The sequence below is a fragment of the Rhodococcus sp. WS1 genome (genome assembly GCF_003797745.1).
Taxonomy (GTDB): Bacteria; Actinomycetota; Actinomycetes; order Mycobacteriales; family Mycobacteriaceae; genus Rhodococcus_F; species Rhodococcus_F erythropolis.
The window spans coordinates 182,783-207,568 of record NZ_RKLZ01000001.1; the positions used below are offsets into that span (position 1 = coordinate 182,783).

The window sequence follows — 24,786 nt, forward strand, 5'->3', positions numbered from 1 at the left end:
CGAGGGGAAAACGTTGAAACTGCGAACCAGACGCGTGTTTACCGGATCGATGCTGACTGCTGCTGCACTGACTGCCGCACTTCTCTCCGGGTGGACTGCACAAGCAGATCCCGCATATCCGGCACCGGACCCGGACCCGTTCTATTCGCAAGCAGCGGCCGAGGGGACCGCCGGCACGCCGATCTCTGTGCGCCGGGCCCCTGACCTGATGACCTTTCCCGGCGTCGCGATCTGGCAGGTCAGTTATCGGTCCACGAACTCCGAGAACAAGCCGATCGCCGCGGTCAGCACGATCCTGGTCCCGCCGAATCAAGCGCAAGACGGCCCGTTGCTCTCCTATCAGCACATCGTCAACGCACTCGGAACGGGATGTGCGCCATCTCGCGCGCTTTACGCATCGGATCCCAACATCGTCATCCGTGAAGCGCCCATCCTCAACGTCGCGCTTCAACGTGGATGGACCATTGCCCTTCCTGACCATCTCGGACCCAACAGCGCCTACGGCGCCGCGCGGCTGGGCGGACAGATCACGCTCGACGGTATCCGCGCCGTTCAGAAAATCCCCGAATTGCGTAGTGGCGCCAGCCCAGTCGGTATTGCCGGTTACTCCGGCGGCGGCATGGCCACCGCGTGGGCGGCCGCACTGGCCCCGAGCTACGCACCCGAGGTCAACCTCGTCGGTGTAGCCGAGGGCGGCGTTCCGATGAATCTGTCCAAGATGGCCAACGGCCTCGGACAGGATCCGCACCCGGCATTCGGCCTCGCGTTCGCCGCAGCAATGGGCCTCGAACGCGAGTACCCCGATCTTCTTCCGCTGAGTAATCAACTCAACGACCTCGGTCGGTCGATGCGGACCGAACTCACCAACGCGTGCACCAACGACATCCTGAGAGTTGGCGCAGGACGCAGCGCTTCCCAGGTGTCGACGTCGACTTCCCTGTTGTCCAGCCCCGAAGTGCGAAAGGTTATGGACGACAACAGCGTCGAGCTTTATCCGGGTGTGCCGACTGCCCCGGTATTCGAATGGCACACGCCCGACGACGTCCTTATCCCCATCGATTCGGTGGTGAACACGATTTCTCGGTACTGCGCCGCCGGAGCCACGGTTCAATCTCAGCTGTTCCCCAGCCCGGACCACCTCACCACTGCGGTCCTCGGTCTGCCCACCGCGTTCGAGTACCTGCAGGACCGGTTCGACGGAGTGCCGGCCCCGCGTTCGTGCTGAATGTCTCCGGAGTGATGTATCGAGCAGGCGCGGCACATGGCCAACTCGGTGTGCCCGTGGCATCGTTGATCGTATGAGCGACACGGATGACACCGGCGCGGCCGGCAATGGCGATTACAGTCTCGATCCCGACGACCAGCTTCAACCCGAAGACACCCTGATCGATCGAGGCGTGGACGACATTCTCGACGAGGGAATCTCACCACCGGAACGCCCATTGGGCCTGGACGCCCACGGGTTGACCGGCAGTGAAGAATCGGCGGGGGAGACCCTCGACGAGCGCCTGGCCGAGGAAGAACCTGATCCGTACGCGTCACTGGGAGATCCCCTGAAGGATCCGGCAGATGCCGACGAATTCGAACGGGAAGAAGAATTCCCGAACGGTGACGAAGTCGGAAATCGCCGCGTCGGGCGTCTCGTTGCCGAAGACGAGGGCCGATACGAGGACGAGGAAAGCGAACTCATTGCCGGAGACGTCGGAATCGACGGCGGCGCAGCGTCGGCGGAGGAAGCCGCGATGCATCTGATCGAAGAATCAGACGACTGACCGACCGCCTGACTGTTGCGCCTGTTGATCGGTGAGAACGATGGAGTGGACGTGATTTCCACCCATCCTCTTGCTTTCGTACATCGCCGAATCGGCTAGGCGATGTAGATCGTGAACGCCGCTTTCTGCTGCTTGCACGTCTGGCCAGCCGCCGTTGTGTATGGCTATGCCGATGCTTGTCGTCGAGAGTGGTTCGCCCGTAGGGGAGTTCATGATGGGGGCGATCCGTGCGAGCAAGTCGCCGACGTACGGCAACGGCATGATCTGAACGACGACGAACTCGTCACCGCCGATACGAGCGATCGCTGCGTCCGATCTGGCCCAGTCGTGGAGTCGATACGCCGTGCGCAGGATGACGCGGTCGCCGACGTCGTGACCGTAGGTGTCGTTGAAGTGTTTGAAATTGTCGATGTCGATCACCACCACCAGCAAGGACTGGTCGAGGCTGGATTTCGCTTGCAGGAGTTCGGAAGTCCGCCGTGAGAGTCCGCGCCGATTCAGCAGGTCCGTCAACGGATCGAGTTCGGAGCTTTGAGCGTCGTTGCTCAGGAGCGCCAGAGCAATCTGCGTGACCACCGGTATGACGGTGATGACAGGGATGGCAAAGGCAATGCGTCCCAGGACGTCTGAGAGGCCGGAAGGTATATCGGTGAACACGCCAATGCTGGCGATAACGATGACCGCCCCGGAAAACAGCAGGTGCCACAGCTGCGCTCGAAGATTGTGAAAGAACGCTATGTACGAGCCGACGAGTCCGAAGACGAGGCACCCCAGCAGCCTTTGATCCGGATTGGCCTCCGCCAGCACGATCACCGCAACAGCGAGGTCGCCCGCGATGACAAAAAGGTACGACCGTTCCCGGGTCGTCGCAGTGAACGGCAGCGCTGTTCCGCCGATCATCACGAGCACTGCGATGACGACGTCCAACGGAAATTCGATGGTCTGTACCGAATGGGTGCCCAGTCGCTTCAGCAGAATCGTGACTCCCAGGAGGAAAACCAATATGCCGATGCCTATCCGAGTCGGCATCAGAATTCCGTTGTCGCGCAAGAATCGCGTGAATCGGTCGAACTGGTCTGGCACTGCAAGCCAGCGGTGCACGACCTTGGGTGTGTCACTCATCGCGGCCACTGATCATTCGAAGCGGCCGGTCGAAATAAAACACATGCGGCGATAGTAGTCCGTGGCGATGACAATGGAACTGCACCCGCTCGGCAGCCTGTCGTCCCCAATACGTCACAGTGACGAATTGGGGCGGGGTGGCTGGGAGTGGGCGAGACTCATCCATCAACATCAACCCGCGTCAGGCGGCCTGCCGCGCGGCCTGGACACCTGAGCGGCAGGGCTGCTCGGTGGCCGGCCGGGGTCGGACGGCGACGGGCACGCCAAGATGATCAGCTCACACAATGCGTCCAGCGGTTCAGGCCGGAAGCACGCGAACGGTCGACAGATACATCTACGGATCAACGACGCAGGAAACGGATCATGAGTCGATATCGCCAGGTCGACAATTTGCCGATAATCTACATTATGTCAAGTAATGGTTATTCGAACGTCCCCCGTCAGCCTGTCCGCTAGCTTTACCCACATGGATTCAGTTGCACTCGTCCTCGGTTCACCACGTGGCCGTCGCTTCTGTGCGAACGTCGGGCGCGCGTGCCGCGCCAGCGCAAGCAACTCCGGTGGACACTGGCCTCAATCGCCGGAACATGCGCTCGAAATTCTCGGCGCTGTTGATATCCGGGCAATCGCCGAGATGTCCGAACTCGAGATTCTGCACTGTCTTGCGTATGCCGTAGATTGCGCACGCTACTGGGAGCCGCCGGACGAAGAAGACCTGATCTTCGTCCGGCCGGATGTCGCAGCGGCGCTGCGACCGATTGCCGGAGCACTACTCGACTCGCCACACGCCGCCTGGTGGACCGAGCCGATCGACCGCCTGAACCAGAATCTGGTTGAAAAGCGAAACCCCATTTACGGCTGGTCGGGCCTACCCCTGCGGATTTACCCCACGAAGGACGGCCTCGAACAGTGGCGCGACGAGGCACTCGATACGGAACGCCGGTTTCTGGAATACCAGATCGAAGATCCGGACCGTAACATCGGAGGCGAATGGTGGTCTACCCCTTTTGCCAACGGTACAACCGAAACAACCAGGGCCCGCGACGGTATCGGGGCCCTCGGGGTGTTTCTCGAAGAAGACAGCTCCTCGAACGAGGCGCGGGTGCAGCCGGTAAGGATCTACGGCGCGCCCCGCATCTACGAGATCACCGGTCCGCAGGACTGGGCGAATCTGGTCGATACCTATCCCCTGCCAGTGCCCGCTTCACGTCGCTTCGTTTGGTACGACACGACCGGTGAATACCGTGACTGGTTCATTCCGGACTGGGTTTCGGTCGCCGCAGATTACGACGCCGTCCACCTGACCTTGATGGCTTATCTGACCACGCCGGGCATCGCGATCCCGTTGTCGGCCAACTCGGGGGCCACCGTGCTCGCCGGGTGGGATCCGGACGCCACATTCTGGCTACGAAGCAACAACATCACCGTCGAGGGCGAGCCACCAAGCTGACGTTCAGCTACACCGAATTCAGCAGGTGCGCCCGTACGACCAGCCACCGTGCAGTGTCCTCGATCCCCTGTTCCAAGGTGAACGTCGGAACCCACCCGAGTAGTCGTAACGCACGATCGTTCGACGCATAGGCGCCGGCAGTGTCACCGGTGCGTCGGTCGGCAGCGACCACGTCGACGTCTTCGCCGAGCACGTTCTCGAATGTGTGTACCAATTCCCACACCGTCGTCCCCCGCCCGCTGCCCAAGTTGACCACAGTCATGCGTGATGAATCAGCGGTGACCCGGTCGAACCTTTCGAGTGCTCGAACATGAGCGTCTGCAAGGTCCCAGACGTGAACGTAATCACGCACTCCCGATCCGTCGCGCGTCGGCCAATCGGTCCCCGTAATTCTGAAAGGTGTTCCTGTCGAAGCTGATTCGAACAGCTTTCCGAGTGCGTGGGTCGGGCGCGCCGACGCTGGTCCGCTTCGCAGCTCCGGGTCTGCCCCGACAGGGTTGAAGTAGCGTAGAGATATTGCCGATAATCCTGTGGCCGCCACGATGTCGTCAAGCATCGTTTCGAACTGAGCCTTGCTGTGCGCGTAGGGACTCTGCGGTGCGATCCGCCAACGTTCGTCGACACACCCACCGTCGCTCGGCGCGTATACCGCAGCAGAGGAACTGAACAAGAAGCGCTCACAACCGTTCCGAAGGACACTCGATACCAGCGTCAGTGACTTGGATACGTTGTTCTCGTAGTACCGCGCCGGGCTACTCACGGAATCTCCGACCACGATCAAGGCCGCACAGTGAACTGTGGCATCGATATCGGGATGATCTGCGAATATCTTGTCGAGCAGTTTCTCGTCCGCGATGTCGCCGCGGTAGAACGGGAAACTGTGCGCAAATTCGGCACGGCCGGTCAGCAGGTTGTCGAGAATCACGACATCGATCCCGGCGTCGACGCACTTCGACGCCACGGTGCTTCCGATGAATCCCGCTCCGCCGGTGATCAGTACTTTCACGCTGCTCCCCCGGCATCTTCGACGGCAGTCCTCGCACGACGGACGAAGTGGGACACGCGTGAGCGTGCCAAGTCCCATCCACGTAGGTCGCGCCCGTCCCGGATGGAAAGCCGATCACGGTCGAGAAAGAGCGGCACCATGACCAGATCGCGGTAGAGCGAGTGCAGGCGTGGGCGATCGGCCAACCACAGCGTGCATTGCCACCACCAACGCGCCGAGGTGGTCGTTACCCCGGTACTCACTCCGAAGATCGATTCCACCGCAGCCCAGTGGACGTTCACCGCCCGACGGACATCGCGTGGCAATCGGCGTCGCGCGAGGACCGCCGGGAGTGACGGCTCGGAGTCGAACAGGTACCCCACGTCGAAGACGCTGTTCAACGCCAGATCAGCGCGAATCAAGGCGCGATCGGCAAGCCGCGCGTGAGCGATGACATGAAGCGTGACATCGGCAAGGGCAAGCCTGGATCCTTCGGTCTCCGCGCTGAGTCCTCGGACCGCGGACTCGCGGGTCAACGCGTGACGGGCGAACCGCGGAAGCAAGTGTGAATGGATTTCGACGGAGCCGTGACGGTCGTCGCGAAGGAGCGCTGGTTCCTGATGATCGTCGTGATCGATGGAATCCCCCGCCACCTCGTCCGGGCGAACCATTCGATATCCGAAGTCGATGATCGCGTCGTTGGCTGGAACGGCGTGTGCGGGATCTACGACCAAGAGGTCGATGTCCGTCATCCGTCGTGCCGCCGGGTTCGGCCAGATTCTTCGCTCGAGAAGGGCAGCACCTTTCAGCGCGACAGTCGGAAATCCGCTGCTGTGTAAAAACTCTTGCAGTTCTACGCGCTGCGCATCGAGGTCCGCGATCCGAAGCGCGTTTCGGTGATGGACAAGGCTCAGCGTCAATTCCGGACTCGACGCGCTAGCTGCGGATTCCGACAGCATTTCGGCGAAACTCGCCGGCAGGACCGATGCGAAGCCGGCATCGACTGCGCGGGCGGCCAGCAGCGGCAGCACCTTGTGCCTGGCAGCGGCGTCGATGACTCGCGGCCAATCTTGCTGCGAACACGAACGGATGACGTCGGCCCCGTGCTCGGGTTCCAACATCGATATCAGGTACCGGTTGTCACGCATGACGCCACCAGTTCCTCCACGGTGTCGGCGCCGGTGTCGCCGTGGTGCCGGATCATTCCGTAGCACGGGGCATTCGAGAGCAGGGCAGCGATGTTTCTCAGGGTCAGTCCGTGATTGTCGGACCACAGAGCGGATTGCTCGGCCAGCGACTGGATCGCCTGGGGTGCGGGCATCGGCGCGATACGAGTAGGACCCCCGTCCCATTTATCGAGAATCAGCACCAGATCGATTCCGCGAACCGCCGAATCGACGTTGGGAGTAGCGGGCAATGTCGACGGGTCCAGTGCCCACACCGAAGGGGTATACGGGAGATACAGCGAATCGTGCGCCTTGATGTCCGGGAGAACGTCGAACGTACCGGCTTTCAGGTGGACCCGGCGCGGCAAGCCCACCGCTTCGGTACCGCGAATGAAGACCCCTTCGTCAGCTCGCAGTTGTGCACCCCGTAAGGCAAGGGCAAGCGCCAAGGTGGTTTTACCCGCCCCGGAGTGCCCGGCGATCGCCACTCTCACACCGTTGCAGTCGACCAGAGCGGCATGCAGGCGTGTCCACAGTTCGGTATCTGCGGCCGTCATGACATCCCGGTGCACAGTGCGGTAAACGTTCTCCGCGAGGTGGAGTCCGTCGAGACCGATCAGCGGTTCATTGCTGCCTCCGATGGTCGAGTCGATGGTGGCGTCCCAGCGACCGAACGTCGATCGATTCCGCTGAATCCGAACTTCGACGTTGTGGTCCGCAGGCCAGGGGCTGGCAATTCGATGCTCGATGACACCGAGTTCGGGTATGGCAGGGCCGCGCACGATCGCATCAACCCACAGGTAGTGCGTTCGGAATTGTGGTACGTGGCTGCCTGTCACGGGATTCTCACACCAGCAGACGCGAGGCGCTCAGCTGTCCATAGGTCTCGCTGACCACCGACTCCGCGTCATGGTCAGGGATCTCGAGTACCTCCGACACCGCCTGGACGATGTCACTGACGGTCCGGCCGTCACACAGTTCCCACACCAAAGTCGCGACGGGGTTGAGGTGATGGGCAACCTCGCTGGAACTGTCGTACAGCACGACACCGTCGGTGAGATCATTGCTCTCCACCGTCTGTGAGCGCTGAGGCCTCGCGTCTTCGAGTAGTTCCGTCAAGATATCTCCTTGTTCCAACGAGTCCGATATTTGTGTTGAGCTATTTGCGTTTGGGGTGGTGTCAGAGCGAGAAGCGTCGTGAGTATTCGGATTCGATTGCGCCCGAACGAATCAGGCTGCGTGTGGAGGCGATGCCGGGTGCGAGCGTCAGACACGTGAGCGCTCCCCCGGCGTTCGCATCCACCAGGTAGTTGCCCAAAGTTTGGTAGTGGCCCGCCCATTTTTCGAATGCTTCGGGGTCTACCTCCGGATCCGCAATCGCGTCCAGAATTCGTTCGAAGGCGCGCGAATGAACGAGGACGGCGTGAACTCCACGGTTCTCGGGACTGGTGCGCAAGAGCGCCGAACCGTCGATCAGCGCTCCGTCGGCCGATTTCGCGTCGTGTCCGAGTTGGACGACATCCCAATCGCGGTGATCGAGGTCTTCACGTGCGTGGTCCAGGATCGACGCAGCCGCATCCAGCAAACTCAGTTCGTCAGCTGCAATGAGGACCGAATCCCAGCTCTTGTCGGTCGCCCGAGAAACCGCGCGACGCCACGAGACGGCAAAGGCCGCTTCCTGATTCATCACGTCCTCGAAAGCTGATTCTCTCTCCACCGCTGTTACGCGCGGTAAGCGAATGAATCGATGCCAGGACGCCTTCCATCTGTCGATATCGAGGTCAAGATTCACGACGACAACACCGCGGTCCGACTTCGAATCCTCGACAGCCGGGGTGGGTTCTCCCCCTACTCGGGCAGGCGACAGTGGGCGATCGAGCACAACGTCGACTGCGCCCCGCTCGAGCAGATAGGTCGCCAGTGAAAAGTCGGACCGCACGGGTCCGTCCATGCTCCGAGAGAGTTCGTCTCGCAAGGTTCGGTATGCCGCGGCGCGAACAATCAGTGCAGCCCCGACCAGGTCTTCGCCGTGTGCGTGGATGACGGCCGCATCGGCTTCGGCGGGGAGGTCGTCGGTTATGTTCCGCAGCTTGTACATAACCGCGGGTTCGATCACGCGAGCCTCGTCCAGGAAGACCACCGACTTCCAGCCCAGCAGAATCGCCTTGTCGAGTCCGGCGACGAACGCTGAGGCCGTCCTCCACCCATCCGGACCGTCGTCCTCCGCCGGAATGGCACGGTGAACGGTCAGTTCGATCGACTCGGCCTCCGCCAGGCATGAACGCCACGGAGCTGCTCGGCCGTCGTCGCTGAGAACGATCACCCCGCCGAAGACCAACTCGGGTCGCTGGACGCTCAGTTCGGCACGGCGACGAATCTCGGGATACGAATCACCGAGGTACCTGGAGAACTGACGATGGAGTGAGTCGAGATCCCATCCGACCTCACTCCAACCGAGCAGGTAATTGTGAACGCGATCTTCCCAATTTATTCGATACGGGACACCCGCCGGGCGCTCGAATCGATGGTGCCAACCAAATGTCGGAAGGCAGACGACCTTTCCGCCGTTGATCCGGAACTTCTCGTGGATGTATCCCTCCTCACCGCCGAATCCGGTGAAGTGCGAGTTCAATCCCGGCCATGCCTCACGCCTGCAGGCAAATGAGCCGAGGCCCTGCATGATGATCTCGAAAGGCACGTCCGGGTGTTGCTTCGCTCGCGGATCAACTCCCCAGGAGCCGAACATTCCGTTGCGCCACTTGGGGTCCATGTGGGTGGCCGCGATGTGCGAGGAATCCTGGGAGAGCATCGGTCCCTGGATCAGATCGTCGGTTTCCGGATTTGCATCGAAATACGCCAGCAACGCCGACAACGATCCCGGTGCCAGGATCACGTGGGAGTCGAGGACCAGGACATACTTTCCGGTGGCCTTGCGGAACAGGACGTCCCGCACCGCAGTTGATCGAACGTCGGTGAACGGGATGTAGCGGAACCGATCGATGTAACCGGCAAACGATTCGAGCATCGGCGCCGGCAACCCCTCGGGGTTGTTGTCCAACAAGACGAATTCGACTCTGTCCAGAATCTCGCGATGATGGACCAAGATCGAGTGGATCGTGAAGTATGCGCCGTCGAAATCGTCGTAGGTTGCGATTGCAATGGTGAGGTCGGCAGATTCTCCGTGCGGCGGAGTTTCTTTCACCTGTACTGGCACCGCGCTCTGAAGCCTCTTCAGAGCGCGGTGCAGGGCGTCGTCGAACTCGGGCATCGGTGTGCTCCCTGGGAACCCGTGGCGTTGTATCGATTACGTCGGTTACGCAGGTTCCGTGGGATCTGTCGGCTTGGTCGGGCTGGTTGGGAACGTCGGCTCGGTGCGAGTGGTCGGCACAGTTGGGACAGTTGGGACGGTCGGCTCTGTCGGCTCCGTCGGCCCGGTGGGCTTGGCGGTCGTCGTTCCACCCGAACCTGACGAGCTACCGGTTGATCCGGAACCTGTGGAACTTCCAGACGATCCCGAACTCCCGGAACTACCCGAACTTCCTGACGATCCCGAACTTCCCGACGATCCGGGGCTGCCCGGCTCGTTTCCGCCCGGCTGATTCCCTCCCGGAGTATTACCACCGGGCTGATTCCCGCCTGGTTGCTCGCCGCCTGGTTGATTCGGATTCTGCTGGCCACGAGTAGGAGCTCCGGAGAGGTTCGGCGTGTCACCGGCCGCGAAGGCCGGTGCCGCACCACCGAGGCTGATCGACGTCACGACCGGAACAGTTACCGCCGAGGCCGCTAGAACTGTCTTGACGAACTTGCGTCGATCAACCGGAACATTCTGAAAAGCGTCGCCGCCCATAGCGTTTCTCCCATGCGTCCGAGACGAGGTCGTCCTCACTCGATGTCGGGCAAAACGCTAGCATCCTTCCGGCAACTTTACAGACTGAACGCGCCGATATTTGACGGGTATGCGAATTTGAGTCCGGACTGCGCCGACTGTTCGGACAGAAGTACGGCGATCTCCTCCTGTTCAGGGGACTCGTTTGTCCCGGTCGACAACCGTCAACCGACCGGCATCTCCCACGGCGCCACCGGAAGAGTATTTCCGGTCTCGAGGTAGGACTTCAGATTCGACAGCACGGCCGACCATCCGCCCGCTACCTCCATGCGAGCCGATTCGTCTGCCAAATCGGTGTGCTTGACGGTCAATCGCACGATCGCGCCGAAGGCTTCGATGTCGAAACTCACCCGCGAGATATCGACGCCCGGTTCACCGTTCGGATCAGCCCAGGTGGTGACCAACCTGGACGGCGGGCTGCTTTCGACTACGGTGCCGACTACATCCGCGATGTTCGATCCGTCGATCCGGCGGTGCTCCCACGTCGATCCCGGCTGCCAGTCGGAGACGTTGCTGTGTCCCCAATACTCTGCAGTGGCCCCCGCGTCCGTGAGTGCTTTCCAGACGTTCTCGGCCGTACTGGCGATGTAGGTGACATATACAAAACTGGGCTTGTCGGTCATGGCTTCCTCCGCGAGTTTTTTGACGGCACTGAGCGCATGCAGGCGCGGTACCTCGAACTTGTTGATCCATCGCTCTCGAATCTCCTCGAGCGCAACGGGATTGAGATAGTGAAGTTTCGTTCTCCCCTGCCGCACCGTGCTGATCAGATTTGCATCCTCGAGCGCCGTGAGGTGTTGCGTGACAGCTTGGCGACTCATGTCGAGGCTCTCGCACAGCTCACCGAGCGACTGCCCGTTGGCTACGAACAGGCGGTCCAGCAGAAGTCTTCGCGTGGGATCGGCAAGTGCTTTGAAGGCTGCATTCATCCGGTCGTTCACAACTTCACGATATGCAAGCATTTGCTTGCATGTCAATGGTTGGGCGTGCCGGGTTTCGGAAGTAGGGATAAATAGGGTGTGATGTCTTCAGGCAGATGTGATCTGAATCCCGGATCACACCGTAAGAGAGGTTGAGCACATGGACTGGGCAGCAATTGGAGTGGGTGTCGGGTATGCCTCGGTGGCTCTGTCGATCCTGGTTTTCGTCGGCGGGTGCATCGCACTGTTCATTTTGTCGGTCCGCCAGTAGCTGACACCTCGACAAAGTGGTGAACACCCCCGGCGCGAGGATGACACGCGTCTCGGGGTGATCGCCGCCGGAGGCTGCTTGATCGATTCGGACACACCGGCGCGCGTCGGACTGCTCGCAGAGAAGCTCGGCCGCGGTGGGACTACCGTAGGACTGTCGCCTAGAACTCGAGGAGTACGGAATGAGCATCCAGTCGGTTGAACCGCACCGCCACCGCGTAGTGGTGATCGGTTCCGGCTTCGGAGGATTGTTCGGCACTCAGGCTCTCAAAAAAGCCGATGCCGACATCACGATGATCGCGCGTACAACCCACCATCTGTTTCAGCCGCTCCTCTATCAGGTTGCGACCGGCATCCTCTCGGTCGGTGACATCGCTCCCGCCACGAGACTGGTGCTGCGCAAGCAGAAGAACGCCCAGGTGCTACTCGGTGAGGTCGAGACCATTGATCTCGAGAATCAGACCGTGACCTCGCGTCTGCTCGAACGCGTCACGGTTACGCCGTTCGACAGTCTGATCGTGGCAGCAGGTGCCGGTCAGTCGTACTTCGGCAACGATCAGTTCGCGGAGTTCGCCCCCGGAATGAAAACGATCGACGACGCCCTCGAACTGCGCGGACGAATCCTCGGGGCCTTCGAGCAGGCCGAACTGTCGGACGATCCCGCCGAGCGCGCGCGCTTGCTCACCTTTGTCGTGGTCGGCGCCGGCCCCACCGGGGTGGAGTTGGCCGGGCAGATCGCCGAGCTTTCCCGTCGAACGCTGGACGGCGCCTTCCGCAAGATCGATCCTCGTGAAGCGCGCGTCGTGCTCCTAGACGGCGCCCCTGCCGTGTTGCCCGTGTACGGCGGGAAGCTCAGCCGCAAGGCTGCCGAGACGCTCGAGAAGCTCGGCGTCGAGATCCAGCTCGACGCAATGGTCACCGACGTCGACAACGACGGTCTGATCATCAAGGAAAAGGACGGCACCCTTCGCCGCATCGAGTCGCAGTGCAAGGTCTGGTCCGCCGGCGTGCAGGCCAGCCCTCTCGGCAAGCAGCTTGCAGAGCAAAGCGGCGGAGAAACCGACCGCGCCGGCCGAGTGATGGTCAATCCTGACCTGTCGCTTCCCGGACACCCCAACGTCTTTGTCATCGGCGACATGATGTCGCTCGACAAGCTTCCAGGACTGGCTCAGGTCGCCATGCAGGGCGGCAAGTATGCGGCCAAACAGATCAAAGCGTCACTGGATGGAAAGTCCCCGTCGGAACGAGTTCCGTTCAAGTACTTCGACAAGGGCAGTATGGCGACGATCTCGCGCTTCAGCGCGGTAGCCAAGGTGGGCAAGCTCGAGATCAGCGGCTTCATCGGGTGGGTTGCCTGGTTGGCAATTCACCTCCTGTACCTCGTCGGATTCCGTTCACGCGCCTCGACGCTCTTGTCGTGGGCAGTGACGTTCTTCGGGCGTGGCCGTGCTCAGATGGCGTCCACCGAGCAGCAGGTCTTCGCGCGAAACGCGATGGGCGAGTTGGAGAAGAAGAACAAGGAAGCGACGGAGTCCGGCAGCACTTCGAATGGCGAAGCCAAGAAGGCTTCCGGCAAGCAGCAGAAGGCCGCCGGCTGATCGATCAGTACCTGGGCGAATAGCGAAGGGCGGCTGTGGAGTTCAACTCCACAGCCGCCCTTCGTTATTTGATCGACTGCCGCGTGGTCAGTTTCCGATCTTCGCCACCTCGGTGATGTTCGCGAGGCGAACCTGTCCCTTGGAAACGAGTCGGCCGTTCTCGTCGGTGATGCGAACTTCCCAGAGTTGCTGGGTGCGTCCGCGATGAATCGGGGTGGCTTCAGCGGTGAGAGTGCCCTCCCGCGTTGCGCGCAGGAAGTCGGTGTTGTTGTTGACTCCGACTACGTGTCCTCGCTCGCCCAGCCACACGGTGCCGCCGACGCTGGCGAGAGACTCCACCACCGAGCAGTACACACCCCCGTGCTGTATCCCGGCGGGCTGGTGCAGCGTGGGCTTGACCGTCCATTGCGCCCTCACACGGTCTGGGCTCAGTTCGGTGTATTCCAGGCCGATGGTGGCGTCGAAGCCCGTCCCGAGCCGTTTCATCATCTCTGCGGTCTCAGCAGTGTCGACCATGCCATCTCCATCTGTGATTCTCTGGCGCCGGTGTGGCTGCCACTCCCTACCTGATTACACGAGAGGTAACTCGAGCTTGGAATCAGGTCTGGAAAAAGAACCGGCGGGTTTCCCATCATTCGATGGGAAACCCGCCGTGGGAAGGACCGGGAGTCTCTGCAGCCCTCAGGACTCCGGCGCGGTCCGGCAGTTTCGTCACTCTCGCGTCGTGTAGCTCTCTGCGAGGTCTTCCACAATCATAGGCAAGGCTGACCTAATTTAGCAAGCCCTTCGTCGAACTGGTTCCAACGAGGGCGTAGCGAGACCTTGCGGCGCGCACGAACCGGCAGCCCGGCGGCCACAAAGGCGTCCAGCAGTCCCTGCCCTCGACGCTGAGCGGCCGATTCGCCCTCACCGGCCAAGATGGGGACGTAGGCCGCTGCACCCAGGATCGACTCCCCTACCAGGCCCCAGAATCTGAACTGGTCGACGGGCGCACACCTGGCGACGGCGTCATAGATCGCTCGGAGTGAAGTCAGGCAACGGTGCGCGGTCCAGACAAGGAGCGCTTCTTCACATGGCATGTCGACGACGCCGTCACTGCCGGACTCCCGTCCGTTGGGCGCAACGCGCAGCGTTTCGTCGACCACGCCGGCCCAGTCGATCCCGCCGTCGCTGTCCATGTGGATGAACAGGTTCTCGAGCCCCGGGTCCCATGCGGACCCCTCGGAGACGATCGACGCGGCCACCCTGCCGACCACGGCATGAATAAGTGACGTTGCAACCTGGATCGCCGCAGCTTCGGCGCTGTCGAGATCTTGAAGTGAACGGGCGAACATCTGATGCACCCGATCCCCGCACAGGCCCTCGCTCAGTTGCCACCAACGCCGTTTACCTTCGCCCGCCATGGCGGCAACCGCGTAGACGCGCGGATAGTCAGGGTTGAGTGCTCGTAGGCGAACGCTGGTGCGGCTCAATGCGTTCGACCGGAGTTCGAATTCACGAACATCCGCATGCTGGGTGGTCAAGGTGATGGTCACCGTGCACTCCAATCGGCCGAAGTTGTCTTGTGGTTCTTAATGTAGGTTAGCCTCACCATAATTCAAGAGTAAAGAACTGTGACGCTGGGCACCGCATATTCACAGGAACGTCCCCCGCAGGAAGCGCACCCGCATAGGGTTCCGTAACCTAAGATGCGAATTCCCTGCGCACCAAGACCAGGAGCTCGAACCGCCAGTGACGATGATCAAATCTCTCGGGAACGGACATCCCCGAGGACCCAGCGAGACGTACGGACGGCGCATCGTGCCGCGCGGCCCCGCTCCTGTCCGAATGCGTGTCCTGGCTGGACTTTTCGACGCGGCGGTGTTCCTACTTCCGTTGATCGTCGGCTGGTACATCGTCCAGTCGCTCCGTGACGACAACGGTGGCGGCGAGGCCGATCGAGCAGTCTTCGGCGGGACAGCAATAGCGATCGCCGTCGGTCTGCTTGTGTGGAACCTCGGATTCCGTGAGGGGGCCACCGGTCGGACCTCGGGGAAGGGATGGGTTGGCCTGGTCACGCGTGACGCGACCACCAAACAGCCCATCGGTGTCCGCCGGGCTCTGCGCAGACCGTTCGACCGAAGCGGCATCGAGGTGGTCCGAGAAAGCACGGCCCGCGACGAGGGCTTCGAAGAACTCGCACGCGACAACAGTGTCGGCGCAACTCGCCGGCGCCGCCTGATCGGACTCGCGGTCCTCACCGTGCTGCTCGCGCTTGTGATGCTCGCGAGTATCGCGGTGGGTGCTCGTCCACTGACGTTCGCCGAGATCTTCCACGCGCTCTTCAATTCGGACGGAACTCAAACGGACATCATCGTGCGGACGTTGCGCGCCCCACGAACGATTTTGGGTCTTGTTGTCGGAATTGCACTCGGTATCGCCGGTGCCTTGATTCAGGGACACACGCGCAACCCGTTGGCGGATGCCGGTCTACTCGGCCTCAACGCAGGCGCGGCGTTCTTCGTGGTCATGGCGATCTACCTCTTCGGCTTTACGGCGCCGAGTCAGTACCTCTGGTTCGCGTTCGCAGGATCCTTCGTCGCCAGCATCGTCGTTTTCGGCTTGTCTTCCATCGGAAACGGCGGCGCAAGTCCTCTGAGTCTGGCTCTGGCGGGCGCAGCCGTCGCGTTCTTCCTGCAAGCCATGACCAACGCCGTGATAATCCTCGACCAGACGAGCCTGGACGCCTACCGTTTCTGGGTTGTCGGGTCGGTGTCCGGTCGCGGGTTCGACGTCCTCTGGCAGGTCCTGCCTTTCCTGATACTCGGATTGGTCATCGCCTTGGCAAGTACGCCGGGGCTCAACGTCCTCAGCTTGGGTGAAGACGTCGCAAAAGCCTTGGGAACGAACATCGCGTTCAGTCGCACACTCGGCATCGTCGCGATCACCCTGCTGACCGGCGCCGCCACCGCGGCGTGTGGTCCGATCGCGTTCATCGGTTTGGTGGTCCCTCACGTAGCCCGGGCCATCACCGGACCCGACTACCGCTGGCTGGTCCCGTACGCGGGCTTACTCGGCGCGGTCATGTTGATCACCGCGGACATCATCGGTCGCGTGGTCGTGCGCCCTGGTGAGTTGCAGGTCGGCATCATCTTGGCCCTGTTCGGCGCTCCGTTCTTCATCGCTCTCGTACGCCGCAGGAAGTTGGCAAGTCTGTGACGCTCAAGCAGGAACTCCGGGTACTCCCCCGGACCGTCCCCTCACGTAAGTCGATCCGCCTCGGTGGATTCTCGCTGGTCTACCGCCCACTCGCGGTGTCGGTGAGCATTGCCCTCGCAGTTGCGCTGTTCCTTCTGCTTTGCATCAACATCGGGCGGGGCGACTATCCGATCTCGATCCCCGATGTCATTTCGGTCCTGCTCGGCAATGGCAGCAAGACACAGAACCTGATCGTCTTCGACCTTCGACTTCCTCGGTCGCTCACCGCGCTCTTCATCGGTATGGCACTCGGCATTGCCGGTGCGGTCACCCAGACGATTGCGCGCAATGCCCTCGCCAGCCCCGACATCCTCGGAATCACGGCTGGATCGAGTGCCGCAGCAGTGGCACTCATCGTACTCGGCGGGGGTGGCTCGTTCGTGGGACTGCTTGCCACACTGGGGATTCCGTTGGCTGCGCTCTGCGGCGGCCTACTGACAGCAGTGGTGATCTACGCCTTGGCGTGGCGCAAGGGCGTCGAGGGGTTCCGCCTCATCCTGATCGGTATCGGCATCAACGCCATGCTGGTGGCAGCGACGGGATGGCTCCTCATCTCGGCGGACATCAACGACGCTTCTCGCGCACAGGTGTGGCTCAACGGTTCACTCAACGGTGCCACCTGGAATCAGATGTGGCCGGTCGCAATCGCCGTCGCAGTAGTCGGCGGCTACGCGGTGATCGCATCTTTCACCATGGGAGCGCTGCGGTTGGGCGACGACAACGCAACCTCACTCGGTGTTCGCTTGCAATCATCACAGGCCAAGTTGTTGCTTTCCGCCGTGGCACTGGCCGCCATCGCGACCGCAGCAGCAGGTCCGGTCGGCTTTGTCGCCCTGGCTGCGCCACAGGTCGCCATGCGTCTGGTGCGCTCCGCCGGCCCGCCCATCGTGGCTTCCGCCCTGACCGGTGCTGTACTGGTGGTAGGCAGCGACGTCATCGCTCGAACAATTCTGCCTGTGGAACTCCCCGTCGGAATCGTGACTTCCGCACTGGGCGGCCCGTTCCTGCTCTACCTGTTGGTTCGTAACAATCGGAAGGTCACAGCATGACCACCATCGCCCAGTCCACCGATGCTCCTTCGCGTCTCGTCGCGCAGAATCTGACGCTCGGGTACGGGGATCGCATCATCGTCGACGGACTCGATCTCGAGATCCCCACCGGCGTGATCACGACGGTCATCGGACCCAACGGTTGCGGCAAGTCGACGCTCTTGCGCGCGCTCGGTCGTCTGCTCAAGCCAAAGGGTGGATCGGTCATCCTCGACGGCAAGGCGATCAGTTCGATGAAGACCAAGGAAGTCGCGCGGGTGCTCGGAATGCTCCCCCAGACTCCGGTTGCGCCCGAAGGGCTCACCGTCGCCGATTTGGTCTCACGTGGGCGCCACCCGCACCAGTCGTGGATCAGGCAGTGGTCCGCGGACGACGAGGGCGAGGTAGCCGAAGCGCTCGAGCTGACCGGTGTCTCGGATCTCGCCGATCGGCCCGTCGATCAATTGTCCGGCGGTCAGCGTCAGCGAGCCTGGATCTCGATGGCTCTCGCCCAGGGAACCGACATCCTGCTTCTCGACGAACCGACTACCTATCTGGACCTCGCACACTCGATGGAAGTCCTCGACCTGGTGGATCAACTCCACGAGGAAATGGGGCGCACCGTGGTGATGGTTCTGCACGACCTCAATCTCGCGGTCAGATACAGCGATCATCTGATCGTGATGCGCGACGGCGCCGTCGTCGCTTCTGGTGTCCCCAAGGACATCATTTCCGCGGAACTTCTGCTCGAGGTGTTCGGTCTCGAAGCTGCGGTCATCGACGATCCCGTCTCGGATCGGCCGCTGATCGTTCCGATCGGAACCCGGCACGTGTTCGGTGCCGTCGGCGGGCCGGCAAAGCCTGAGTGACGATCGCGAATCAGCGACCCAGAATCGTCCGAACGAGTTTGAATCCCTGACCGATCGTCACGGTCGGCAGGTATGCCCGTCCGACCGCGTTGCCGATGCTCGGCAACGCGGCTGGATCGGCGAATGTCATGTGCATCGGCACGTACCGCGGCTGGAACTTCGATTTGAAGGCCAGCAGCGATCGAAATCCGTACACCGGTTCAAGGGTGCGACCGAGTAGGTCGAGCACGCTGTCCATCATCGCCGAGAAAGTCGTGGCCTCCGGTTCGTTCGCATTCCTCTCGGAGTCACCGGCGATTGTTGCCAGCGGTGCACCGGACAGACTGAGGAACTCGACGCCCTCCTCCTCCAATTTCAGTGCAGCGGAAGCGATGAGGAACTCCATCGCGGGACGGAACCCTTCGGAGCGTCGCCTCATGAAGTCGAGTGTCCACCCGACGACTTTGCCGTCGCGGTACACCGGTAGCCACGATGTGACACCGTGCACGGTGCGATCCTCGTCGACCGCGATCAGGCACCGCACTTGTTCGTCCTCGACCTCGTCGAGTCCGCCGAGGGTGAATCCCATCTCGGGCATCCCCTTGTCCGCTACCCACTCCTCCGAGATGGCGACTATCTGATCCTTGATCGCGAGAGGTGCATGAGGGAAGGAAATCCACTCGGCGGTGATACCGGACTTCTTCGCCCGGTTCAGTGCTGTGCGCACGTCCTGGAACCGCTTTCCTGTGAACGCGACTTGTCCCAGGTCGAGCACGGTTTCCTCGGCGACCTGTAGACCGCTCCAGCCCATCGAATCGGTGATGGTTCGGGCGTCGTCGGTCACGGAATAGAAGCAGGGAATCCAACCGTTCGACGACGCGAACTCGGCGAACCCCTCGATCGCCGCGCGCATGCGATCTGGAGGACCGACCGGATCACCGGTGGTGAGAGCAACGCCGGCGATGACGCGATACGCGACGTAACTCGAACCGTCCGCGCTGAACCAGTAGGTGTTCCCCTTCCACGTCGTCATCCACGACAACGGGCTGCCGGTACCGGCGATCAACATGGATCGCGCTCGTTCGGCGGCTGTGGGATCGGCGGTCTTGACCGGCTTGAGGAAACTCACGAATACCAACAGGGCGGCAACGCCCCAGAACACGACGCCGGTCCACTCGAAGAGCAACGTCGACTCGATGTCCACGGGAAGCAGGCGCGGGTCGATCAACTGCAGGTACACCGGCGGTACAAGGCGCTGCGGGAAGTCCGCGAGCAGCATCGTGACCGTGGGCTCGCGGTCGAACCCGTGCCTGGCGAGCATTCCGCCGCCGACGTAGATCACGGCGAGGACCGCGAGCAAGGCCACGATCGCAGCACCGAGACGTCGGTACGTCTTGGCCGGGGCCGCGACGTCGAAGTATCGACGTGTGGCGATCAGCAGGATCAGCACGAAGAGCGGTGTCAGGAACGGCACCAGAGTTCGGTACACGTTCGGATCGCTGATTCCGTAGAACAAGCTGTCACTGTCGACTGCGTCGACGAACCTGATGACGAAGTTCCCGATCGAGAGGACGAGTAAGACGACCTGAGCACAGACAGTCGCAATCCAGGCGAATCTGCGGCCACGACGGAGCCCATCGCTCAACACCAGCACAAAAATCGACGGCATCAACGAGAGCAGAGTCGGCCCGATCCCCGAGAGTCTCAGCTCGAGGAGGCCGCGTCGGCAGTCCGGATCCGACGCGGATTCGGCGCACAGCTCACGTACTTCTGCGACGGTCCAGGGAACACCACGGAAGAGATCGCGGAGTACGGCGAGTGGGCCAACCGCCTGTGGGGACAGCGCGGCGATCATCGGGCCGATCGCACTTGCCGCGACGACGATGGCGACCAGGACACGGCCCTCTCGCTGTGTCCCGGCGATGCGTTCACCGCGAGCCGATCGTCCGACGATCCACTGTCCGATCACCAAACCCACCACAGCGGCAAAAAATCGGATGACATCTTGCAGCTGACCACTGAACAAGGCCAAGGTGATGGTCAAAGCCAGGGTTCCGACGCGGATGCGGCGACGCCACAATGTCCCCATGTTCGAGCTGGCGGCCATCGCGGCGCCGACGATCCACGCGCTCGCGCCGACAGCGGAGCCGACATGGAGGCGGAACCCCCAATTGGAGTCGAACACTTTTACGAAGGATGCCCAGCCGAGCCCGAGCAGAACTCCCAAGATTTGAGTGCTTGCGCCGGCGATCGCCAGCTTGATCGTTCCCATCCGCCGTTCGAGGGGTGCAGCGACCGCAATCAGGAGCACGCTCGCGCCGATGTACCCGAGCAGGTTTCCTGCCCACAGCGCGGAGCTCAGTGGAATCCAGACATGTCCGTGCTGGATCGAGCCCATTCCCGCACCGATCGTGTGCTCGAGATCGCGGGACGGTCCGTGAACGATGCTGCCGGTTACGGCGCCCAGTATCCACATGGTGAGAAGTAGGACGACCGTCAAGGGTGCGTCGCGAATGCCGAAACGGATGATGCCGGCAGCTTTCTGCGTGACTACCCGCGCCCGTGATGTCGATTCTTCGGTGCCCGGCGAACTGTCGATCGTCATCTACGTGCGGCTACTTTCTGCGGATCGACTGTTGGCTTGCAATTATCGGGCATCGTCATTGTCGGGACTTTGGTCGTCTCACACCACCGTAACCGTCACGCAGATCACTATGGCCAATACCACACCCCCACCGAGGCGGTTACTACTACCAGTAGTACGTATTTCGTCGTGGAAGTCCGTAGAATCGAAGAATGGCAGGTCTAGGTGAACTCGAACGCGCGGTGATGGATCATTTGTGGTCCACATCGGAACCGCAAACTGTGCGACAGGTGCATGAAGCACTCGCGACACATCGCGAATTGGCGTACACGACGGTAATGACCGTTCTGCAGCGCCTGGCGAAGAAGCATCTGGTGATTCAGCAGCGTGACGATCGCGCCCATCGCTATCTTCCCGTCAACAAGCGCGAAGAACTGGTCGCGAGCCTGATGGTCGACGCTCTGGCCCAGGCTCCGGAGTCCGGCGGTCGCGCTGCGGCACTCGTCCACTTCGTGGGACAGGTCAATGCTGACGAAGCCGATGCTCTCCGCGAAGCGCTCGCTGCCCTCGAGGTGCGCGAGTCCGCGAAAAAGGCTGCGCAGCCCGGAATTTCTAGGCCGAACTGATTTCGTCGTGCATGATGTGTAGGACATGAACGCCACTACTGCACTGGTTTTCGGACTGCTTGCCTTGTTGCTGGCCGGTCCGGTTCCCGCACTCCTGAGCCGCTCCACGTGGCCTTACCGCGCTCCACGCGCGGCGTTGGTTCTGTGGCAAGCCGTCGCAATTGCTGCGGTGCTGTCGGCATTCAGCTCGGGCCTGGCCATTGCCAGCCAGCTGCTCGTTCCCGGCGCTGACGGTAGGCCGACGACGGCCCCGACCGCCGAAATCGATGCACTCGGGCTCCCGCTGTGGATTCTGTACGTGGTTGTTTTTGCCCTGACGCTCCTGATCGGCGCGAAGCTGATCTTCTCGATAATCCAGGTCGCTGTGAGAACCCGACGTCGCCGTGCACGTCACCGCGTGTTGGTGGACCTTCTCGACGACTGCGCCATGCCCGCGTCGGTGGAACGCACACCCGATCTGCGGGTGCTGGACGTGGACGAACCGATCGCATACTGCCTGCCAGGTCTGCGCCAACGCGTGGTTCTCAGCCAAGGCACTCTGCAGAACCTCGATCATGCCGAGGTCAAAGCGATCCTGACGCACGAGCGTTCACACCTGCGAGCTCGTCACGATCTGGTCCTCGAGGCTTTCACGGCCGTCAACCACGCCTTCCCCCGTTTCGTCCGTAGCAAGTCGGCTCTGGGATCGGTACAACTGCTGGTGGAGTTGCTCGCCGACGATTCAGCTGTGCGGGCTACCGGTCCCACTCCCCTCGCGCGGGCACTTGTCGCGTGTGCCGGATCGACGGCACCCCGCGGAGCGATGGCAGCGGGCGGCCCGTCGACGCTCATCCGAGTGCAGCGCCTCTCGGCCGACGATGCAGATCCCCGCATCGCAGTTTTTGCGTATCTCGGGGCGGTCGCGATTCTCGTGGTTCCCACGGTTGCGGTGGCTGTGCCCTGGCTCACCGAACTTCGACTGCTTTTCAACGCATACTGAGTCTTGACCTGCGCAACCCCGTGTAGTAGTGCAGGTCACAGGCGGGGCTACCTGACTTCGGTGTCCCCGGTGGCGTAGAGTGGACCACGGCCACCATCGTGGTCCGTCAACATATAACGGCACACAGCCCAATTCCCCGCAGTATGCGTTCGGATTGCCAGGTGACATGTGCCCTGGCTCGTCCCTTTGCGAACTGTGTCGTGTATTTCAGCATGGCTTCTTCCGCTCCGCGACGTGCCCGTAGTCCGGAGAGGTTTCCGCGTGACCAACGCTGTCCAAATGTCGTCTTCCGAGAACATCGAAGACCCCACCGTCAACACCCCCGCTGCCGAAGAAGCAGTCGCCACCGAGCCGGGTATCACCTTCGCCGAGATCGGCCTGCCCGAGCAGCTTGTTGCCGCATTGGCGCGCAACTCCATCACCGTCCCGTCCCCCATCCAGGCGCAGTCCATCCCGGACGCGCTCGCCGGAACCAACGTTCTCGGCCGCGCACAGACCGGATCGGGTAAGACCCTCGCCTTCGGCCTGCCGATGCTGACCCGCCTCTCACGCCACGAAGATCGCCCGGCCGCAAAGCGTCCCCGCGCACTCGTGCTCGTCCCCACCCGTGAGCTTGCTTTCCAGGTGGTCGACTCCCTCAACTCCTACGCCGGCGCACTCGGACTCACGGTTCGTCCCGCTGTCGGTGGAACGCCGTTCGCCAAGCAGGTCGATCAGCTTCGCCGCGGCGTAGACGTCCTCGTCGCAACGCCGGGTCGCCTGGGCGATCACCTGCGTCAGGGCACCTGCATCCTCGACTCGGTGGAAATCACCGCACTCGACGAAGCCGATCAGATGGCGGACATGGGCTTCCTGCCCGAGGTTCGCTCGATCCTCGGCGAGACCCCCGCAGACGGACAGCGTCTGCTGTTCTCGGCAACCCTCGACCGTGAGGTCCAGTCGCTGGTTCGTCAGTTCCTGGCCAACCACGTCACCCACTCCACCGAAGACGGCCGCGCAAGCGTCGACACGATGGAGCACTACGTCCTCCTCGTCGATCGTGGGCAGAAGGATTCCGTCCTCGCCGAGATCGGTGCCCGTGACGGACGCACCATCATGTTCGCCCGCACCAAGCTCGGTTGCGAGGGAATCACCGATCGCCTCCGCGCAGTCGGCATCGCTGCCGAGTCGCTTCACGGCGGCAAGGCACAGAACCAGCGCACCCGCGTCCTCGAGCGTTTCAAGAACGGCCGCACCCCGGTCCTCGTCGCAACGGACGTTGCAGCGCGCGGTATCCACGTCGACGGCATCGACCTCGTCGTTCACGTCGATCCCCCGGCCGACCACAAGGACTACCTGCACCGCGCTGGTCGTACCGCTCGCGCCGGCGAGAAGGGCACCGTTGTCGCCATCGTGCTGCCCAACCAGAAGCGTCAGTTCAAGCGTCTGACCGGAATGGCCGGCGTCAATGCCGCAGCCGTTGCCGTCACCCCGGGTTCTGCTGAACTTGCTCGCATCACCGGCGCCAAGAAGCCGACCGGAGAACCCTTGCGCGAGAGCTCTTCTCGTGGCGAGCGTTCCTTCGGTGATCGTGGCGGAAGCCGTGGCGGCTACCAGGGCAACCGCTCTTCCGGCGGCTACCAGGGCAACCGCTCTTCGGGTGGATACCAGGGCAACCGTGACGGTGAGAGCCGCGGCGGATACCAGGGTGATCGCTCCAGCGGTGGTTACCAGGGCAACCGCGACAGCCGCCCCTCGACCGGCTACCAGGGCAACCGCTCTTCCGGTGGATACCAGGGAAGCCGCGACGGCGAGAGCCGCGGCGGTTACCAGGGCAACCGCTCTTCCGGTGGATACCAGGGTGATCGCTCCAGCGGTGGTTACCAGGGCAACCGTGACAGCCGTCCCTCCTACGGAGACCGCGACAGCCGCCCGTCGACGGGTTACCAGGGCAACCGCTCGTCGGGCGGATACCAGGGAAGCCGCGACGGCGAGAGCCGCGGCGGATACCAGGGCAACCGTTCGTCCGGTGGTGGATACCAGGGCAGCCGCGACAACAACCGCTCGTACGGCGATCGCGACAGCCGCCCCTCGACCGGCTACCAGGGCAATCGCTCTTCCGGTGGATACCAGGGCAACCGCGACGGCGGCGACAACCGTGCAGCCTCGACCAGCGGTGGCGGCTTCCGCAGCCGCACCGACCGTCGTAGCTATGACGGATTCGACGGCCCGAAGCGCGAACAGCGGTAATACCTGCGCTGAGCTGCGGCTCGACAACTGAACACTGAGAACCTTCCGGCTGTGCCGGAAGCTGTATCGAGACGGATGCAGGTCAC

General features: G+C 62.2%; 21 protein-coding genes. 11 read left to right on the plus strand and 10 right to left on the minus strand.

Annotated features, from left to right (window positions below):
- Positions 1-49 precede the first annotated feature (49 nt).
- Together EEB12_RS00750 and EEB12_RS00755 are read left to right on the plus strand one after the other, a co-directional pair.
- Positions 50-1,225: a lipase gene (locus tag EEB12_RS00750; RefSeq protein ID WP_021344275.1), complete on the plus strand. Its 1,176-nt coding sequence runs from the start codon at positions 50-52 to the stop codon at positions 1,223-1,225.
- 73 nt (positions 1,226-1,298) lie between these two features.
- Positions 1,299-1,772 (plus strand): DUF5709 domain-containing protein, encoded by a 474-nt coding sequence (locus EEB12_RS00755; protein ID WP_019748468.1) that lies wholly within the window; start codon positions 1,299-1,301, stop codon positions 1,770-1,772.
- Here EEB12_RS00755 and EEB12_RS00760 read toward each other — a convergent pair.
- A complete protein-coding gene (locus EEB12_RS00760; RefSeq protein WP_141487262.1) occupies positions 1,761-2,894 on the minus strand; it encodes a sensor domain-containing diguanylate cyclase in 1,134 nt (377 codons plus the stop codon). The genes EEB12_RS00755 and EEB12_RS00760 overlap by 12 nt on opposite strands.
- Before the next feature lie 466 nt (positions 2,895-3,360).
- On the opposite strand from EEB12_RS00760, the gene EEB12_RS00765 reads away from it, so the two are divergent.
- A complete protein-coding gene (locus tag EEB12_RS00765; RefSeq protein ID WP_141487263.1) occupies positions 3,361-4,344 on the plus strand; it encodes a hypothetical protein in 984 nt (327 codons plus the stop codon).
- Positions 4,345-4,351: 7 nt separating this feature from the next.
- On the opposite strand, the gene galE is transcribed toward EEB12_RS00765, so the two are convergent.
- From galE to EEB12_RS00790, 5 genes are all read right to left on the minus strand, one after another.
- A complete protein-coding gene (gene galE / locus EEB12_RS00770) occupies positions 4,352-5,350 on the minus strand; it encodes a UDP-glucose 4-epimerase GalE (RefSeq protein WP_141487264.1) in 999 nt (332 codons plus the stop codon).
- Positions 5,347-6,477 (minus strand): nucleotidyltransferase family protein, encoded by a 1,131-nt coding sequence (locus EEB12_RS00775; protein ID WP_141487265.1) that lies wholly within the window; start codon positions 6,475-6,477, stop codon positions 5,347-5,349. The genes galE and EEB12_RS00775 overlap by 4 nt, the downstream gene beginning before the upstream one ends.
- Positions 6,456-7,334, minus strand: coding sequence for a hypothetical protein (locus EEB12_RS00780; protein ID WP_258537310.1), 879 nt, complete (start codon positions 7,332-7,334; stop codon positions 6,456-6,458). The genes EEB12_RS00775 and EEB12_RS00780 overlap by 22 nt, the downstream gene beginning before the upstream one ends.
- Before the next feature lie 7 nt (positions 7,335-7,341).
- Positions 7,342-7,614 carry a PqqD family protein gene (locus EEB12_RS00785; RefSeq protein WP_020969628.1) on the minus strand — a complete coding sequence of 91 codons (273 nt, stop codon included), beginning with the start codon at positions 7,612-7,614 and terminating at the stop codon, positions 7,342-7,344.
- Positions 7,615-7,675: 61 nt separating this feature from the next.
- Positions 7,676-9,763, minus strand: coding sequence for a glycosyltransferase (locus EEB12_RS00790; RefSeq protein WP_141487266.1), 2,088 nt, complete (start codon positions 9,761-9,763; stop codon positions 7,676-7,678).
- A 58-nt stretch (positions 9,764-9,821) separates the two neighbouring features.
- Between EEB12_RS00790 and EEB12_RS00795 the strand changes: the two genes are divergently transcribed.
- Positions 9,822-10,094: a hypothetical protein gene (locus tag EEB12_RS00795; RefSeq protein WP_021333470.1), complete on the plus strand. Its 273-nt coding sequence runs from the start codon at positions 9,822-9,824 to the stop codon at positions 10,092-10,094.
- A gap of 451 nt (positions 10,095-10,545) precedes the next feature.
- On the opposite strand, the gene EEB12_RS00800 is transcribed toward EEB12_RS00795, so the two are convergent.
- Positions 10,546-11,343, minus strand: coding sequence for an ArsR/SmtB family transcription factor (locus tag EEB12_RS00800; protein WP_020907765.1), 798 nt, complete (start codon positions 11,341-11,343; stop codon positions 10,546-10,548).
- Positions 11,344-11,753: 410 nt separating this feature from the next.
- On the opposite strand from EEB12_RS00800, the gene EEB12_RS00805 reads away from it, so the two are divergent.
- Entirely contained in the window at positions 11,754-13,169 is a 1,416-nt protein-coding gene (locus EEB12_RS00805; RefSeq protein WP_141487267.1) for an NAD(P)/FAD-dependent oxidoreductase, read from the plus strand.
- A gap of 87 nt (positions 13,170-13,256) precedes the next feature.
- Here the strand turns inward: EEB12_RS00805 and EEB12_RS00810 are convergent, their stop codons facing one another.
- Positions 13,257-13,685 (minus strand): PaaI family thioesterase, encoded by a 429-nt coding sequence (locus tag EEB12_RS00810; protein WP_020969625.1) that lies wholly within the window; start codon positions 13,683-13,685, stop codon positions 13,257-13,259.
- 236 nt (positions 13,686-13,921) lie between these two features.
- A complete protein-coding gene (locus tag EEB12_RS00815) occupies positions 13,922-14,704 on the minus strand; it encodes a hypothetical protein (RefSeq protein ID WP_020907762.1) in 783 nt (260 codons plus the stop codon).
- Between the two features lie 202 nt (positions 14,705-14,906).
- On the opposite strand from EEB12_RS00815, the gene EEB12_RS00820 reads away from it, so the two are divergent.
- From EEB12_RS00820 to EEB12_RS00830, 3 genes are read left to right on the plus strand one after another with little or no spacing between them, the layout of a single operon-like run.
- Positions 14,907-16,367 carry a FecCD family ABC transporter permease gene (locus tag EEB12_RS00820; protein ID WP_019748453.1) on the plus strand — a complete coding sequence of 487 codons (1,461 nt, stop codon included), beginning with the start codon at positions 14,907-14,909 and terminating at the stop codon, positions 16,365-16,367.
- Positions 16,364-17,455 (plus strand): FecCD family ABC transporter permease, encoded by a 1,092-nt coding sequence (locus EEB12_RS00825; protein WP_019748452.1) that lies wholly within the window; start codon positions 16,364-16,366, stop codon positions 17,453-17,455. Before EEB12_RS00820 ends, EEB12_RS00825 begins: the two co-directional genes overlap by 4 nt.
- The gene (locus EEB12_RS00830) at positions 17,452-18,303 is read left to right on the plus strand and encodes an ABC transporter ATP-binding protein (protein WP_080910390.1); all 852 of its coding nucleotides are present in this window, start codon (positions 17,452-17,454) and stop codon (positions 18,301-18,303) included. The genes EEB12_RS00825 and EEB12_RS00830 overlap by 4 nt, the downstream gene beginning before the upstream one ends.
- A gap of 10 nt (positions 18,304-18,313) precedes the next feature.
- Here the strand turns inward: EEB12_RS00830 and EEB12_RS00835 are convergent, their stop codons facing one another.
- Positions 18,314-20,887, minus strand: coding sequence for a bifunctional lysylphosphatidylglycerol flippase/synthetase MprF (locus tag EEB12_RS00835; protein ID WP_080910391.1), 2,574 nt, complete (start codon positions 20,885-20,887; stop codon positions 18,314-18,316).
- A gap of 191 nt (positions 20,888-21,078) precedes the next feature.
- Between EEB12_RS00835 and EEB12_RS00840 the strand changes: the two genes are divergently transcribed.
- The 3 genes from EEB12_RS00840 to EEB12_RS00850 all read left to right on the plus strand — a co-directional run bounded on the left by EEB12_RS00840 (position 21,079) and on the right by EEB12_RS00850 (position 24,700).
- On the plus strand, positions 21,079-21,492 hold the full coding sequence (locus EEB12_RS00840) for a BlaI/MecI/CopY family transcriptional regulator (protein ID WP_003944876.1): 414 nt from the start codon (positions 21,079-21,081) through the stop codon (positions 21,490-21,492).
- A gap of 25 nt (positions 21,493-21,517) precedes the next feature.
- Positions 21,518-22,471: a M56 family metallopeptidase gene (locus tag EEB12_RS00845; protein ID WP_003944922.1), complete on the plus strand. Its 954-nt coding sequence runs from the start codon at positions 21,518-21,520 to the stop codon at positions 22,469-22,471.
- A 261-nt stretch (positions 22,472-22,732) separates the two neighbouring features.
- Positions 22,733-24,700: a DEAD/DEAH box helicase gene (locus EEB12_RS00850; protein WP_141487268.1), complete on the plus strand. Its 1,968-nt coding sequence runs from the start codon at positions 22,733-22,735 to the stop codon at positions 24,698-24,700.
- Positions 24,701-24,786: the final 86 nt, after the last annotated feature.